Here is a 15797-nt window from a genome sequence, read left to right on the forward strand (position 1 = left end):
TCCCGGAAAGAGGAATCATGAGCGAAAGAGCGCACCACCGGACAACCACGCCCGGCACCGGGCCGCCGTCCCCGCCGGATCCGGCCGCCTCCCGGTCGCGGCGGTCTGGCTGGATCTGGTTCGCCGGGTCGATCACCGTCATGGCCGGTCTGTTCACCGCCGTGGAAGGACTGGTCGCGCTGTTCGACCAGAACTACTACCTGCTCGGCCCATCGGGGTTGCTCGTCTTCGACCTCGGCGCCTGGGGATGGATCCATCTGATCGTCGGCGCCCTCGCGGTGCTCGCGGGGAGCGCGCTGTTCACCGGGGCTCCGTGGGCCCGCATCATCACCGTCGTGCTCGCCGGCTTCAACGCGTTGGCGCAGATGGTGTTCCTGTCCGCGTATCCGATCTGGGGCGTGGTCGTCATCGCTCTCGACGTCCTGGTGATCTGGGCGGTGCTGGTGCACGGGGACGAGGCCGCGGAAGAGCTCTGGTGATCCGGAGGCCACACCGCTGACCAGCACAGTCGTGGCCTCGCCGGGGTCGCGGTCCCTCGGACGATCAAGAGGTTGACTTGCCCGCTCGAACGACGTCGCGGTCCTGGCGGATGCCCGGAGCCAAGGTGATGGTGCCGCGGGTGCCGGGCATCTTCGTCCCCCGTTCCCGGCTCATGGCCCTGTTCGACCGCGCCGGCACCCGGCCGGTGACCGTGCTCCGGGCCCCGGCCGGTTCCGGGAAGACCACCGCACTGGCCGGATGGGCCCGCGATCGGCGGGACGTCGGCTGGGTGTCGCTGGACGACGACGACAACGACGAACGCCGTCTGTGGGCGGCGATCCTCCTCGCGTTGCGGCGTAGCCCCCGCCTGCCGGAGTTCCGGCTCAGGCCGCCGGTGCCCGGGCGGCGCACCGAGTTCCTGGCCGACCTCGGTGAAGTGTTCGCCGGACTGCGCGAACCGGTGTGGCTCGTACTGGACGACGTCCAGGAGATTTCCGACCCGGAGCCGTTGGAGGCGCTCGCGGCGCTGGCCCGGCATCAGCCTCCGATGTTGCGGCTGATGCTGGCCACCAGGGTCGAGCCGAAACTCCGGCTGGCCCGCCTGCACGTCGAAGGCGCGCTTTCGCGGCTCGGTGCCGCCGAACTGCGGTTCAGCGTGGAGGAGACGGCGTGCCTGTTCCGCGCCACCGGGGCCGCGGTGAGCGAAGACCTCGTCCGCGATCTGTCCGAGCGCACCGCGGGCTGGGCGGCCGCGCTCGGCTGGGCCGCTGTTTCGCTGCGCGATGCCGGGGACACGGACGGGCTCGTCGGCGCCGTCGGGGGCGACGAGCCCGCCGTGGCCCGGTTCTTCGCCGACGAGGTCCTCGCCTCGCTGCCGTCAGCGACGTCGGATCTCTTGCTGTGCATCAGTGTCTGCGACACGGTGAGCGCGAGCCTCGCGGCCCGGCTGTCGGGCTCGCCGGACGCCGGAGTGACACTGGACGAGCTGGAGCGCGAGACCGGGCTTGTCGTGCGCACACCGGCCGACACCTACCGGCTTCCCGCCCTGTCGCGGGGTTTCCTGCAGGCGGAGCTGGCGCGCCGGTCCCCGGCGCGGGTACGGCGGCTGCAGGGGATCGCGGCCCGCTGGTACGCCGGGGAAGGGCGGTTCGGGGAAGCACTGACGCACGCCATCGCGGGCGGTGACCGCCAACGTGTCCTGGGGTTGGCGCGGGACCACGCGGTGCGTCAGGTGCTGGCCGGCGACGGGGAACTCGTCCGCGGAGCGCTCGCCTACCTGGGGGAGGGGGCTTTGGTCGCGAGCCCACGGCTCCGGCTGGCGTCCGCGCTGGACCACGTCCAGCGCGGCGAGTTCACCGCCGCCGCCACCGATCTCGGCGACGACGGCCTGCGCCTGCTGGCCGTGCCCCATCTCGCGCTGGTGACGGGGAGCGGCCCACTCGAGACCGCGGTGCCCCGGGTGGCGGGGGCCCCGGAGGCAGGCGCTTGGGAGAAGCTCGATCTGGTCTGGCGGTCCCTGCATCGGGGCGCCCGGCGCCACGCCGTCACCCGCGCCGAAGAAGCGCTGCGCCTGGCCCACGGAGAACGTCTCGAACACCTCGTGCTCCACAGCAGACTCGCGCTCGCTGTCGCGACGGCGTTGCTCGGTGACCACACGGCGATGAGGCGAGCATGCATCGGAGCGCTCGCCGTCGCACGACGGCACGGGTGGCGCCGGTCACCGGGTGTCGCCGAATGCCATCTGATGCTGGCTTACGACGACTTGATGCGCTTCGAGCCGGTGGCGGCGGCAGGCGAGTTGGCCAGTGCCCCGCGAGCTGAGGTGCCCGGCTCCGCGCCGGTTCTCGGACCGCTCCGCGGGTTCTTCGAGGGCATGGTCAGCTTCGACGGCGGCGACCGGGTGGCGGGCTCGCAGGCCATGCGGACGGCACGGCGACGGCTCGCGGATCTGGACCTGCCTCGCGAGATCACGGGAATGTGCACGGTCGTGGAACATCACGCGGCGCTCGTGGTCGGCGAAGGGCTGCACGCGGCCGAGGTGTTCGCCTGGGCGCAGGAGAGATTGCCCGGCACCGCCGAGCTGGCACTGCTTCGGATACGGGCCCACCTCGCGGCCGAAGAGACCGATCTGGCCGAGAAGGCCCTGCGGGCCACCGCCGCCGCTCCCGCGTTGCTGCCCGCCACCCCGGTGGACACCTGCCTGGCGGAGACCGCGCTCGCGTTGCGTTCCCATCGGCGGACCCTGGCGCTGCACGCGCTCGACCGCGCGCTCATCCTCGCCCGGCCACATCGGCTGGTACGTCCGTTCGCGCTCGCCGAGCCGCGGGTCAGGAACCTGTTGATCGACCATTCGGGCGGGTTCGGCTCGCTGGACCGCTTCGCGCAGACGGTCCGCGGCCGTCTCGTCCCGGACACCTCGTCCAGCGAGCTGACCGATCGAGAACAGGTGGTGCTGAGGCGGTTGCCGTCCCAGCGTTCGCTGGACGAGATCGCGTCGGACCTCACGGTTTCGGTCAACACGGTGAAGACCCACGTCCGGTCCATCTACGGCAAGCTCGGGGTGAACAACCGCCGGTCGGCCGTGGTGGTCGCGCGCCATCACGGCCTGACCTGACCGCACCGGTCAGTCCTTCTCCCGGTTCGGCGCGCACAGCAGCGCCTCCGCCCACCGGGCGCGCGGATCGACGTCGATGAGCAAGGCCTTGGCCAACAGCGTCGCCGGCACGGCGAGGACGGCGCCGAGCGGACCGAGCAGCCAGGTCCAGAAGACGAGCGCCAGCACGGTGACCAAAGTGGACAGACCGACCGACTCCGCGACGAACCGGGGCTGGATCAACGACTGCACCACGAAGTTCAGCAGGACGTATACGGCGACGGTCATGAGCATGACACGCCAGCCACCGTCGAGGAGCGCGATGAGCGCGGGCGGGGCCACACCGATCACGAAGCCCACGTTGGGCACGTAGTTGGTGACGAAGGACAGCAGGCCCCACAGCACGGCCGCCGGGATGCCGAGCAGAGCGAGCGCGACGATGTCAAGCGCCGCCACCACTCCGCCGAACACCGTCGTCACGATCAGGTACCTCCTGGTGCCGAAGGCGAAACGGCGCAACGCCGCGCTCGCCCAAGGCCGATCGCGCGCGATCCGTCCGAGCCGTTGCCCGGCCCACGCCGATTCGGTACTCAGGAACAACATCAGGGCGAGCAGGAAGGCCAGGTTCGTGACCAGGCCGCCGACGCCCGCGAGCAGGGAACCGGCGAAACCGATCAGCTTCCCGGTGTCCACAGCGGACATCATTTCCCGAATCTGTGGATCGCCGATCCCGAACCGGCCGAGGAACGCCATTCCGTCCCGGAGCAGTTCGTCGGCCTGTCCGGCATAGCGGGGGAGCAGGGCGGACAACTGCGCGAGGGACACCACGATCACCAGGAACAGCACGAGCAACGCGGCGTAGACGGTGACGACCAGGACGGCGACCGTGAGCCAGCGCGGGAAACCCTTGCCGCGCAACCACGCTCGCACCGGATCGAGGGTGATCACGATGACGAGGGCGAGGAACACGGGCCCGACGAGCCAGGCGACGGCGTTCAGTCCGGCCAGCACGATGACCGCGGCGGCGGAACCGAGCAGCACCACCAGCGCGCGGGGCAGTGGCGCGCCGGTGCCCCGCAGGTCGGGAGGCGGCGACGGAACCGGTGGCGCGCCGGTGGAGAGCCCTCTCGCGAAGCGGCTGACTTCCTGTCGCTCGTCCGTTGTCCGGCGGTGGCGTGCCCATCGCGGCCGGCGGAGCGGGTGCGATGGGAAATCGTCGAATGAGATTCGCACCATGCGGCATCCTCCGGAGACGGTCTGGCGATCGGCTGTTCCACGGTGGCAGGGCATCACCGTCCGGAGGTCACCCGGCGTGGGCGAAAGCTGCCGTCCCTGAGGCGGCCGCGCCGCGCCGGCTCTCGTGAGTGGTGAGGACGGTTGGAACCGTGAAAGAGGGAATTCGGCCGATTCACCGCTTGATCGCAGCGAATTCCTCAGCCGTGCGTCGGCGCCTGCGCGCCCGCCGGAAGTTCCGGTATACGTGGAAGGGACGGCGCCGCCGGGGAGGACGGCATGGCGCTTCAAACAAGGGGGAAATCGATGTTCGACGCACGTATTGTCGCCGATCAGGTCAGTCCGCTCGCCAAGCCGAAGATCAGAATCCTGTTCTACACGGATTTTGTCGGCTTCACCGGGAACAACGGATTCTCATTGGGGATCGTCCGTGATCTGATCTTGGCGAATCAGCCGTTCTTCGCTCAGTTCGAGATTGATTTGATCAACCGGCACGAGGGCGGGCACGCCGCCAACAAACTCACTTCCGATGTCCTCGGCGGATACGAGCAGGTGTGGTTCTTCGGACTGCTGCAGTCCAACATGCCGGGGGAGCCGGAAAACGAGCTCGTGGACGCGGAGGTCGCCGCGCTGCGGGCATGGATGGACGCCGGTGGTGGCGTGCTGATCACCGGTGATCACTCGAATCCGCGTCCGCCGGGGGCGGATCCGTCGCTGCCCGAGTACCTGAACCTGGGGCGGGCGCTGGGGCACCGGGTTCCGCGCGCGGGTGAGCTGCGGGTGTGGAACGACCGGCCGGACGCGAGTATCGAGTTCAGCCACAACACCCACCAGCCGGATCCGTGGGGCAGCGACATCGACAACCCGATCCCGAACGACCTCGACCCGTACCCGCAGGAACTGATCCTGCGGAAGCGGCTCGGCAGGCCGCACGCGTTGTTCCAGGGCAGGCGGGGTCCGATCACCGTTTTCCCGGACCACATGCACGAGGGCCAGCTGCTCATTCCCGAGCGGTATCCGTCGGACGTGTGGCCGTCGGGGCGCACGGGACAGCCGAAACCCGAGATCGTCGCGCAGGGCACCGACAAGCGCAACGGTCAGGTCTACGGCGTGTCCAGTGTGTACGACGGTGTGGCCGCCGGGGTCGGGCGGATCGTCGCCGACGCCACGTGGCACCATTATTTCGACATCAACCTGTGGGGTTTCCAGAACGGCGGCGAGGTGCTCGACCGCCTCACCGAATACTACGTGAACCTCACGCTGTGGTTGGCGCCGAGGCCGGTCAAGCTGGAAGTGAACGCGCAGCTGCTGTACTGGCTTTCGCGCAACCTGAGCGTCCGCGCGGTGCTGCCGGAGGGTTTCCGGGTGCCGGGGATCACCGCGGCCGGACTGGTCCGCGAGGTCGGCGGGCAGAGTGTGCTCGACGACCTCGTCTGGCCGCTGGAAGGGAAGCCGGGGGTGCCCGAAGAATTGTTGCTCGGTGCCGTCGTCAAGGAGTCCGTCGCCGCGCTGAGCGGCGGGGACGTCGAGGCGTTCGACTCCGTGGGCGTCGTCGAACGGGGCCTGCGGGCCGGGGCCGAGGAGTACGCCGCCGAGCTGCGAGCAGCGCTCGATGACGTCGAAGGCCTGGGCGAGCGCATTTCGCAGGGTATTCGCTGACCTTCCGGGTCTACGTGAGTGGTGAGGACGGTTCTGACCCAATGCCACGTAGCTCAAGTTGATCAATCTCTTGGCCTGCGGTTTTGTCGGTGTCGACTGTCGGTGCGGCATCAGGCGGGGGTCGCGGGGTCGTGAGTGATCCGGGTCGTTAGAACGACCCTTTTCACTCACGACCCCTGTACCGACGCCACACGGCACACCCGCCACACCAGCACCGCCGAGAAGCACTCAGCGAAACGCAGGCCCCGGCCAGGACAACGAAGACACGGAATTGGGTTTCATCCTCAAGACAAGCCAAGTGGCATTGGGTTCTAACCGTCCTCACCACTCACGACCCCGCGGTCGCCCGCCCGGTCATCGGGCCTGAGTCCGAGCGCGAGGTGGAGCTGGCGCGCCCACCAGCGCACTTGCGCGGCCGAATCGTCCGACGCGGCTCCGGTGATCCCGGCGCTGCGCCGGAAATCGCTCCCGTACAGGGCCTCCGTGGCCATCGCCTGATGCAGGGCGGCGACGGCGAGCCGCGTGTCTTCGAGGGAGCAGCCGGGCGGCCGCAGCCGGTGGAGGGCGTCGACGACCGGGTCGAGCATCCCGCTGCCCGGGTCGCGCCAGCCCGCCGCGTGCAGTGCCACCGCGAGCTCGCCGTAGCCGTTCCGGTACAGATCGTGCAGCGCCTCGACGAGTTCGAGCAGGTCGGCGCCGCGGTCGAGCCAGCTCGCGAGGAGTTCCTGAAGGGCGTCCCGCAGACGGCGGCCACCGTGCCGGAGGAGTTCGGCGAGCAGTTTCTCGCGGTTGCCGAAGTGATGGGCGACGCCGGCGTCGGTCATGCCGACCCGCGCGGCAACGGCCCGCATCTGGACCGCGGCGACACCGGACTCGCCGAGCAGTGAGGCCGCGGCGTCGAGGATCAGCCGCCGGGCCTCTTCGGGAGTCCGGCGTGCTCGGGGAGTCGTCACAATCGGGATCGTACCTTGAGGTGCCAAGGTATCCGCGCTACCTTGACAGGTCAAGGTGAGGAGGGCTGTCATGAGTGCCGAAACCAGTCTTGACCTGGGCGATGTCATCCTGCGGAGCACGGTGACCGGCGCCGGTCCGACGGTTCTGCTGCTGCACGCGGGCGGGGAACGCCGCGCGGTCTGGGCGCCGGTCGCCGCGGTGCTGGCCCGGCGCGGGTTCCGGTCGGTGGCCTTCGACCTGCGTGGTCACGGGGACAGTTCCGGCCGGGCGACCACGCTCCGGGCACTGGCCGGCGACGTGGCCGGGATGATCGGGAGTCAGCCGGCGCCGATCGTCCTCGTGGGGGCCTCGGTCGGCGGTTTGGCCGCCATCGCCGCGCTGGCGGACCCCGTCGTCGCGGCCAGGGCCTCCGGGCTCGTGCTCGTCGACGTCGTACCCGACCTCGAACCGGCCCGGGTGCGTTCGTGGCTCGGCTTCCACGGGCTCGGCGGCCGCTACACCCGCCTGGTGGAGGACGTCCTCGGCTCGGGTTCCGCCCTGCTCGCGACGGCGGGGGCCCTGGACATGCCCATCCTGGTGGTGCACGGCGGGCAGGGCTCACCGCTCCGCGAAGCCGATGTGGGTCGTTTGCGCACGGCCAATCCGCGTGTCGCCGTCACCGGTGTCCCGGCGGCGGGGCACCTCGTGGCCAGAGACGCTCCGGAAGCCCTCGCGGACCTCGTGTCGGCGTGGCTTTGTGGCATCCGTCACGGGACGGTTTCGACGCCGGGGACGGGCGGGCAAGATCTGCGATAGAGCTGTACGGCGCAGGTGAAGACAACGTCGTGCACTCGGCGCTACCGGTTGGTAACTTATTGTCCGGGCATCGAAAACCCCATAAGAAGCGGCAACATCGCGCTGCCTACAATGTCGGGCATGACCTACAGCGAACCAGCGCGATCAGCTGCCCCCCGCACCGGATCGCTGGCGTCCGCCTCCTCCTCGGCCGTCTTGGCAAGGGGAATCACGATTTATGGATGCGGGCAGGACGAGGCCGCCCTGTTCCGGGAGATGGCACCTCGTTTCGGCATAATGCCGACCATTTCGGAGGAGCCGGTATCCGAGGCCAATATCGAACTGGTCTCCGGAAACAGGTGTATCAGTATCGGTCATAAGACCCAGGTCACGAATACCATTCTTCTCGCGCTCGGCAAAGCGGGCGTGAAATACATCTCCACGCGGAGCATCGGCTTCAACCACATCGATGTGGAGTACGCGGCGAGCGTCGGCATCACCGTCGGCAATGTCGCCTACTCGCCGGACAGCGTCGCCGACTTCACGCTGATGCTCATGCTGATGGCGGTGCGCGACGCCAAGTCCATCATCCGCCGCACCGAGGTCCACGACTACCGGCTGAACGAGGTGCGCGGGAAAGAGCTGCGCGATCTGACCGTCGGAGTGGTCGGAACAGGGCGTATCGGGGTCGCCGTCCTGGAGCGGCTGCGTGGCTTCGGCTGCCGGGTGCTGGCCTACGACACGGTGCTGACCGCCTCGGCCGATTACGTCCCACTCGACGAATTGCTGCAGCAGAGCGACATCGTGACACTGCACGTGCCGCTCAACACGGATACCTATCATCTCCTCGACGAGAAGAGCATCGAGCGGATGAAGGACGGCGCGTACATCATCAACACCGGACGTGGTCCGCTGATCGAAACCGAAGCCCTCATTTCGGCACTGGAAAGCGGAAAGCTGGGCGGAGCGGCGCTGGATGTCCTCGAAGGAGAGGAAGGTATCTTCTACGCCGACTGCAGGAACAAGGCGATAGAGAGCGAAACGTTGCTGCGGTTGGAAAAACTGCCGAACGTGCTCATCAGTCCGCATACCGCCTATTACACGGACCACGCGCTGAGTGACACTGTTGAAAACTCCATCATCAATTGTCTCCAATTCGAAAGCGGGAAGTAGTATGGGTAGGCTGAAAATCGGAATTCTGTTCGGCGGGCTTTCCGAAGAACATCCTATCTCCATCAAATCTGCGCGCGAGGTCCAGAAGAACCTCGACCTCGAGAAGTACGAGCCGTACTACATCGGGATCACCCGGAGCGGTTCCTGGATGCTCTGCGACGGCCCCGCCGAGGATTGGGAGAACGGGAACGTCCGCCCGGCCGTGCTGTCGCCGGACCGCGGGGTACACGGTCTGCTCGTCCTGGACGAGGGCAAGTACGAGACGATCGCCCTCGACGTGGTGCTGCCGGTCCTGCACGGCAAGTTCGGCGAAGACGGCGCGATGCAGGGCCTGCTGGAGATCTCCGGCATCCCCTACGTCGGCTGCGACCTCCCGAGCTCGGTCATGTGCATCGACAAGGCCCTCACCTATTCCGTCGTCCGCGGCGCGGGGATCGCGACGCCGACCTTCTACATCGTCACGCCGGACAATGACGTCGACCCGGATCAGCTGAACTACCCGGTCTTCGTGAAGCCCGCCCGCTCCGGCTCGTCGTTCGGCGTCAGCAAGGTCTCCGCGAAGGAAGAGCTGCCCGCCGCGCTGGCGGAGGCGCGCCAGTACGACGCGAAGGTCCTGATCGAAGAGGCCGTCATCGGCAGCGAGATCGGCTGTTCGATCCTCGGCAACGACGAAGACCTGTTCGCGGGCGAGGTCGACCGGGTCGCGCTGACCCACGGCTTCTTCAAGATCCACCAGGAGAAGAGCCCCGAGACCGGCTCCGAGAATTCGAGCTTCATCGTCCCCGCCGACATCCCGGACGAGTCGCGTGACCTCGTCCAGGAGACGGCCAAGGTCATCTACCGCGCCCTGGGCTGCCGCGGGCTCGCACGGGTCGACCTGTTCCTCAAGGAGGACGGGAGCGTGGTGCTCAACGAGGTCAACACCCTGCCCGGCCTGACCTCGTACAGTCGTTACCCGCGCATGATGGCCGCCGCCGGCCTCTCGCTCGGCGACGTGATCGACCGCCTGGTGAAGCTGACGCTGGCGGGCCGTGACGAATGAAGGATGATTTCGTCTTCGTAGACGAGGTTGTCTCCGGAATACGCTGGGACGCCAAGTACGCCACGTGGGACAACTTCACGGGCAAGCCGGTGGACGGGTACCTGGTGAACCGGATCGTCGGCACGCGGGCGTTCTGCGCGGCGCTGGAGAAGGCGCGGGACAAGGCCGAGGAACTCGGCTTCGGGCTGCTCCTGTGGGACGGGTACCGCCCGCAGCGCGCCGTGGACCGCTTCATGCGGTGGGCGGAAGAGCCCGAAGACGGCCGGAAGAAGGTCAGGCACTACCCGAACATCGACCGGCCTCAGATGTTCGAAAAGGGCTACGTGGCCACCAAGTCGGGCCACAGCCGCGGCAGCACCGTGGACCTGACGCTCTACCACCTGGACACCGGCGAACTCGCCGACATGGGTGGTGACCACGACCTGATGGACGTCGTCTCGCATCACGGGGCGGCGGGCGTCACGGAAGAGGCCGCGAAGAACCGCGCGCACCTGTGCGCGGCCATGGAGGGATCGGGCTTCAGCTCGTACGAGTGCGAGTGGTGGCACTACAGCCTGAAGGACGAGCCCTACCCGGACACTTATTTCGATTTCCCCATCGCGTAGGTGTCGCGCGTGAAGGCCCCCTTCCCTCGGCTCAGCCGAGGGAAGGGGGCCTTCGCGCGCTTCGGGGTTTGTGAAGGCACTCTCGCGGCGACAATTGCCGCGAACACCATTTCATCCTATGAATTTCCGTGCGGGGGCCGGACGGTGTGGTCCGTCCCGCGTGGTGATCGGGGGAGGTCGAACGCTGTCCTTTTCCTGTCCTGTGCGCACGAAACCTCCTTCCGGTGGATCGGTGGACGGCGCCGCCGACCATGACGGCACGGACGAACCGGGGCCGGCTTCCAGCCTGCCACGCTTCGCTTTGCTCGCGGGTGATCCCCGGCCGGGTGAGATTCCGCCCGGACCGTGGGACGCGGGCTCGGCCGTTCGTGTGAACAAGTGTCGAAGAACGGAACATGAACCGCCGGTGCTGTGATCATCCGGAGAGAAGACGAGCCGCGCGAACGGCCTAACAAGACCTGCGAACAGGCTAACCGGACGACAGGAACAAGGCTTGTACGCGGGCCCTTTACTTATGTTCGCCAAACGAGTCAATACGGCATGCGGAGTTCCGGATATTGATCTTGGGCCCCCTGTTCACTACGAAAATCACACTGTTCGTCAATTGCCGACATGGATTGTTCATGCCATGCTGCACAGGTGCGCATCAGCTGGGGCTGACATGGTGTGCACGCTTTGCTGGGGACAGAGGGGGTGCGTCGGTGACTCGCGACCACGAGCCAAACCAAAGACTTCACTCGCCGATCCTCTGAACCGAGCAGGTATGGAGTCATAAGATCGGACATGTCCGGGACTCGCGCTGAAGCGGGTGTCGGTTTCGTCAGGCTGACCAAGTGTCGGTCCTGCCGGGCCGAAGCCGTCGAGCGTTTCGTCTCGCAGATCGCCGTCGGGGCGATGGGAGGATGCCGTTCAGCTTCGGTAGTTCGTCGGAATACGCGCCAACGGTCAGCTGGGAGACCGTCGAGGCGGGCCGCCGCATGCGGTTCTGCCTGTGGCGCTTGAGGGTTCCTCACCGTCGAGGACATCCCGCCCTGCGGCCGAGGCCGGCGTCGGACGGGTTCATGGTGTCCAAGCACCGAAGCCGAGCAGTTGGACGGTGGGTTTCCGTGCCGTGTCTGAAAGTTGCTGAATCAACAGATTCAATGGGGGCTAGGTGGATCCGACGAGAGTTGACTTGTCCGCTCTCCCTGTCGTCGAAATCGAGCTGTCGAGACTGTCCACTGCTTGTTCGCCGCGCACTTCGGGCGAGGATCCAGAGCATGTCGAGACACTGTTGTCGGCGGAGTGGGAGCTACCGCCCATTCTCGTTCACCGACCGACGATGCAGGTGGTCGATGGCCTGCACCGGCTGAAGGCGGCACGAGTACGAGGCGATACGAAAATCTCCGCGAGGTTCATCGACGGCGCCGAGTCCGACGCCTTCGTGCTCGCGGTGGAAGCGAACATCCGGCACGGTCTGCCGCTTTCCCTCGCGGATCGGAAACGGGCGGCCGTCCAGATCATCGGGACACATCCGCAGTGGTCCGATCGGCGGGTGGCTTCGGCGACCGGTATTTCCGCGGGAACCGTGGCGGACCTGCGCAGGCGGGGCGGCGAAGGCGGAAACGGCGCCAGGATCGGGCGGGACGGGCGGATCCGGCCCGTCGACAGCTCGGAGCGGCGGAAGCTCGCCGCCGATCTGATCCGCAACGATCCCGGTCTTTCACTGCGTCAGGTGGCCAAGCAGGTCGGCATCTCCCCGGAGACGGTCCGGGACGTGCGCGGCAGGCTGGAGCGTGGGGAAAGCCCGACCCCGGACGGGAGCAGGAGACTGCGCACGAAGCCGGATCCGTTGAGCCTGACGGAAACCGACCTCGGTCACTCGCTGGACCGGGAACGGCTCACCGTGCTGGAGCGGCTCAAGGCCGACCCGGCGCTGCGGTTGAGCGAGGTCGGCCGGATCCTGTTGCGCATGCTCGCCATGCACTCCATGGACGGGCAGGAATGGGAACGGATCCTGCACGGTGTCCCGCCGCACCTGTACGGCGTGGTCGCCGGATTCGCCAGGGATCACGCCCGGGTCTGGGCGGGGTTCGCGGATCACCTGGAGAGCCGGGCGACCGATCTGGCCGCACGGTGATCGCGGGCGGCATCGGGTAGGCGCGAAGGGGGCTTTTCCGCACCACACGCGGAGAAGTCCTCTTCGTATTTCTCGCACGGTGCCCAGGCCGCGCGGCTCGACATCGCCGGGAGAGCGGCCTAAGAAGTAGCTGTGACCATCGAGAAGGCGCTCGTCGTCGGCACCGGCCTGATCGGCACGTCGGCCGCGTTGTCCCTGCGGGAAAAGGGTGTCACCGTCCATCTCACCGACATCGACGAACACGCCGTACGAGTGGCGCGGGAGCTCGGCGCCGGCCGCGAATGGACCGGCGAGGAAGTGGATCTGGCGGTGATCGCCGTCCCACCGCACCTCGTGGGGGAGCGGCTGGCCGCACTCCAGAAGCAGGGCGCGGCGCGGGCGTACACCGACGTCGCCAGCGTCAAAGCCGGTCCGATCGCCGACGCGGAGCGGCTCGGCTGCGACCTGATCTCTTACGTGCCAGGGCATCCGCTCGCGGGACGGGAGCGATCGGGACCGGCCGCGGCCCGCGCCGGCCTGTTCGCGGGCCGTCCGTGGGCGCTGTGCCCCGGCGTCGAAACCGGCGCCGAGGCACTACGGCTGACCTGCGAACTGGTGTCGCTGTGCGGGGCCGAGGCCGTCACCGTCGGCGCGGCCGAGCACGACTCGGCGGTGGCGCTGGTGTCGCACGCCCCGCACGTGGCGGCCTCGGCGGTGGCGGCGAGCCTGGCGAACGGCGACGACGTCGCTTTGCGCCTCGCCGGGCAGGGGTTGCGTGACGTCACCCGCATCGCGGCCGGAAATCCTTCGCTGTGGCGAAAGATTCTCGCCGGGAACGCGCTGCCGGTGGCGGCGGTCCTCGACCGGATCGCGGCCGATCTCGCCGCGGCGGCCTCGGCGCTGCGGGCGGGTGACCTGGACGACGTGACGGATCTGCTGCGGCGCGGGGTGGACGGCCACGGCCGGATCCCCGCCGGTCCGGCCGTGGCCCCGTAGGGCCGGTTCTTCTGAGAGGTAAGGCAGGCTTGGTGTGTTGCGAAAGTGGCTTTCGCGACATGAACGCGCGCCGCACCACCCTGTACAGAGTCCCTTGTGGACGGTCCGGCCGGAGATGGTCCCGGGCGCCACTCGTGGACATCGACACGATTCAGCACGATTGAACTCGCCGACTTCGTGCGTGAGAGGGATGCCCAAATGGAAGTAATGTTGCGCTTCGGGGCGTCGCCCAAGAGCGATGACGACCCCGATCCCTGGTCGAACCGGGTCCGTCCGGGGACGGTGCGCAGAGTCCTCGCGTATTTCCGCCCCCACGTCGGCAAGGTGGCGATCTTCGTCCTCATCGCCGCGATGGAGGCGTTCGTCGTCGTCGCGACTCCGTTGCTGATGAAGGAGCTCATCGACGGCGGCATCCTGAAGAACGACTTCGGGGTCGTCATCCTGATGGCGGTCCTGACCGCCGGCCTCGCCGTGGCGGGCGCGCTGCTGTCGCTGTTGTCCGCTTACGTCTCCGCGAAGATCGGGGAGGGAGTCACCTACGACCTCCGGGTGCAGGCCCTCGATCACGTCCGGCGGCTGCCGATCGCGTTCTTCACCCGCACCCAGACCGGGGTGCTGGTCGGCAGGCTGCACACCGAGCTCATCATGGCGCAGCAGGCGTTCGGTCATCTGCTGATGGCGGCCACCAGCGTGGTCACCGTCCTGCTCGTGCTGGCCGAGCTGTTCTACCTGTCCTGGCTGGTCGCCGTGGTCACGCTGGTGCTGGTCCCGCTGTTCGTCATTCCCTGGATCTGGGTGGGGCGGATCATCCAGCGCCGCACCGGAACGCTGATGGAGACGAACGCCGGGCTCGGCGGGCTCCTCCACGAGCGGTTCAACGTCCAGGGCGCGATGCTCTCGAAGCTCTTCGGCCGCCCGGACGAGGAGATGGCCGACTACCGCAAGCGTGCCGGGAAGATCCGCAACATCGGCGTGAGCATCTCCATCTGGGCCCGGATGTCCTTCGCCATGATGGCGCTGATGGCGTCGATCGCCACGGCGGTCGTCTACGGGGTCGGCGGCGGGCTCGTGATCGAGGGGGCGTTCCAGCTCGGGACGCTCATCGCCATCGCCACCCTGCTGGGGCGGCTGTTCGGGCCGATCACCCAGCTGTCCGGGCTGCAGGAGACCGCGCAGACCGTGGTGGTGAGCTTCGCGCGGATCTTCGAGTTGCTCGATCTCAAGCCACTGATCCAGGAGCGCCCGGACGCGAAGGAACTCGAGAAGAACGCGGCGCCGGGCATCGAGTTCGACGACGTGGTGTTCCGCTATCCCACCGCGGACGAGGTCTCGCTGGCGTCGCTCGAACACCTGCGGACCAAGCGGGAGAACGGGGACAAGACGGCGGACGTCCTGCGCGGCATCAGCTTCGAGGCGCCCGCCGGGACCCTCACCGCGCTCGTCGGCCCGTCCGGCGCGGGGAAGAGCACCATCACCCACCTGGTCTCCCGGCTGTACGACCCGAACGCCGGCGCGGTCCGCTTCGACGGGCACGATCTGCGCGACCTGTCCTTCGACTCGATCCGCGGCACGGTCGGGGTGGTCAGCCAGGACGCCTACCTCTTCCACGACACGATCCGGGAGAACCTGCTCTACGCCCGTCCGACCGCCACCGAGGAAGAGCTGGTCGAAGCGTGCAAGGGGGCGCAGATCTGGGACCTGATCCAGTCGCTGCCCCGCGGGTTCGACACCGTCACCGGCGACCGCGGCTACCGGATGTCCGGTGGCGAGAAGCAGCGTCTGGCCATCGCCCGGTTGCTGCTGAAGGCGCCCACGGTCGTCGTGCTGGACGAGGCCACCGCGCATCTGGACTCCGAGTCGGAGGCCGCCGTCCAGCGGGCGCTCAAGACCGCGCTGCGCGACCGGACGTCGCTGGTGATCGCGCACCGGTTGTCCACGATCCGCGAGGCCGACCAGATCCTCGTGATCGACGGCGGAACGGTCCGTGAACGCGGGACGCACGACGAGTTGCTGGCGCGGGGTGGGCTGTATTCGGAGCTCTACCACACGCAGTTCGCCAGGCCGGAGAACAACGCGCCCAAGCCGGAGCCCGAGGAAGACGAGTTCGACGAAGAGCCGGAACCGCTGGACACCGTGGTCTACGGAGGATGACGATGAGTTCCGCAGCGCAGGCCGCACCGACGGTGCTCG

General features: G+C 68.0%; 12 protein-coding genes. 10 read left to right on the forward strand and 2 right to left on the reverse strand.

Features of this window, described 5'->3' with window-relative positions:
* Positions 1-17: 17 nt before the first annotated feature.
* Positions 18-479: a DUF7144 family membrane protein gene (locus tag AC0685_RS37490; RefSeq protein ID WP_478229816.1), complete on the forward strand. Its 462-nt coding sequence runs from the start codon at positions 18-20 to the stop codon at positions 477-479.
* Positions 480-589: 110 nt separating this feature from the next.
* Positions 590-3094, forward strand: coding sequence for a winged helix-turn-helix domain-containing protein (locus AC0685_RS37495; RefSeq protein WP_478229817.1), 2505 nt, complete (start codon positions 590-592; stop codon positions 3092-3094).
* A gap of 9 nt (positions 3095-3103) precedes the next feature.
* Here the strand turns inward: AC0685_RS37495 and AC0685_RS37500 are convergent, their stop codons facing one another.
* Positions 3104-4309: an AI-2E family transporter gene (locus tag AC0685_RS37500; RefSeq protein WP_478229818.1), complete on the reverse strand. Its 1206-nt coding sequence runs from the start codon at positions 4307-4309 to the stop codon at positions 3104-3106.
* Between the two features lie 303 nt (positions 4310-4612).
* On the opposite strand from AC0685_RS37500, the gene AC0685_RS37505 reads away from it, so the two are divergent.
* Positions 4613-5965: a hypothetical protein gene (locus AC0685_RS37505; RefSeq protein WP_478229819.1), complete on the forward strand. Its 1353-nt coding sequence runs from the start codon at positions 4613-4615 to the stop codon at positions 5963-5965.
* A gap of 311 nt (positions 5966-6276) precedes the next feature.
* On the opposite strand, the gene AC0685_RS37510 is transcribed toward AC0685_RS37505, so the two are convergent.
* Positions 6277-6918 (reverse strand): TetR/AcrR family transcriptional regulator, encoded by a 642-nt coding sequence (locus tag AC0685_RS37510; protein WP_478229820.1) that lies wholly within the window; start codon positions 6916-6918, stop codon positions 6277-6279.
* Positions 6919-6988: 70 nt separating this feature from the next.
* Here AC0685_RS37510 and AC0685_RS37515 point away from each other — a divergent pair, with 70 nt between their 5' ends.
* From AC0685_RS37515 to AC0685_RS37545, 7 genes are all read left to right on the forward strand, one after another.
* Positions 6989-7714, forward strand: a complete 726-nt coding sequence (locus AC0685_RS37515; RefSeq protein ID WP_478229821.1) for an alpha/beta fold hydrolase — start codon at positions 6989-6991, stop codon at positions 7712-7714.
* A gap of 120 nt (positions 7715-7834) precedes the next feature.
* Positions 7835-8866 (forward strand): VanH-AOV family D-lactate dehydrogenase, encoded by a 1032-nt coding sequence (gene vanH / locus AC0685_RS37520; RefSeq protein WP_478229822.1) that lies wholly within the window; start codon positions 7835-7837, stop codon positions 8864-8866.
* Between the two features lies 1 nt (position 8867).
* Positions 8868-9908 carry a D-alanine--(R)-lactate ligase VanA-Ao2 gene (vanA-Ao2, locus tag AC0685_RS37525; protein WP_478229823.1) on the forward strand — a complete coding sequence of 347 codons (1041 nt, stop codon included), beginning with the start codon at positions 8868-8870 and terminating at the stop codon, positions 9906-9908.
* Positions 9905-10513 (forward strand): D-Ala-D-Ala dipeptidase VanX, encoded by a 609-nt coding sequence (gene vanX / locus AC0685_RS37530; RefSeq protein ID WP_478229824.1) that lies wholly within the window; start codon positions 9905-9907, stop codon positions 10511-10513. The genes vanA-Ao2 and vanX overlap by 4 nt, the downstream gene beginning before the upstream one ends.
* A gap of 1321 nt (positions 10514-11834) precedes the next feature.
* A complete protein-coding gene (locus AC0685_RS37535) occupies positions 11835-12632 on the forward strand; it encodes a helix-turn-helix domain-containing protein (protein WP_340684939.1) in 798 nt (265 codons plus the stop codon).
* A 132-nt stretch (positions 12633-12764) separates the two neighbouring features.
* Complete coding sequence (locus tag AC0685_RS37540; RefSeq protein WP_478229825.1) at positions 12765-13607, forward strand: prephenate dehydrogenase; 843 nt, start codon at positions 12765-12767, stop codon at positions 13605-13607.
* Between the two features lie 198 nt (positions 13608-13805).
* Positions 13806-15758: an ABC transporter ATP-binding protein gene (locus tag AC0685_RS37545; protein ID WP_478229826.1), complete on the forward strand. Its 1953-nt coding sequence runs from the start codon at positions 13806-13808 to the stop codon at positions 15756-15758.
* The last annotated feature ends 39 nt before the right edge of the window (positions 15759-15797 follow it).

Source organism: Amycolatopsis sp. NPDC043889 (genome assembly GCF_056435645.1).

Coding starts and splice junctions, on each gene's coding strand:
- AC0685_RS37505 (WP_478229819.1), top strand. CDS start 4,613: ATGTTCGACGCACGTATTGTCGCCGATCAGGTCAGTCCGCTCGCCAAG.
- AC0685_RS37500 (WP_478229818.1), bottom strand. CDS start 4,309: ATGGTGCGAATCTCATTCGACGATTTCCCATCGCACCCGCTCCGCCGG.
- AC0685_RS37535 (WP_340684939.1), top strand. CDS start 11,835: ATGCAGGTGGTCGATGGCCTGCACCGGCTGAAGGCGGCACGAGTACGA.
- vanX (WP_478229824.1), top strand. CDS start 9,905: ATGAAGGATGATTTCGTCTTCGTAGACGAGGTTGTCTCCGGAATACGC.
- vanA-Ao2 (WP_478229823.1), top strand. CDS start 8,868: ATGGGTAGGCTGAAAATCGGAATTCTGTTCGGCGGGCTTTCCGAAGAA.
- vanH (WP_478229822.1), top strand. CDS start 7,835: ATGACCTACAGCGAACCAGCGCGATCAGCTGCCCCCCGCACCGGATCG.
- AC0685_RS37515 (WP_478229821.1), top strand. CDS start 6,989: ATGAGTGCCGAAACCAGTCTTGACCTGGGCGATGTCATCCTGCGGAGC.
- AC0685_RS37490 (WP_478229816.1), top strand. CDS start 18: ATGAGCGAAAGAGCGCACCACCGGACAACCACGCCCGGCACCGGGCCG.
- AC0685_RS37545 (WP_478229826.1), top strand. CDS start 13,806: ATGGAAGTAATGTTGCGCTTCGGGGCGTCGCCCAAGAGCGATGACGAC.
- AC0685_RS37495 (WP_478229817.1), top strand. CDS start 590: ATGCCCGGAGCCAAGGTGATGGTGCCGCGGGTGCCGGGCATCTTCGTC.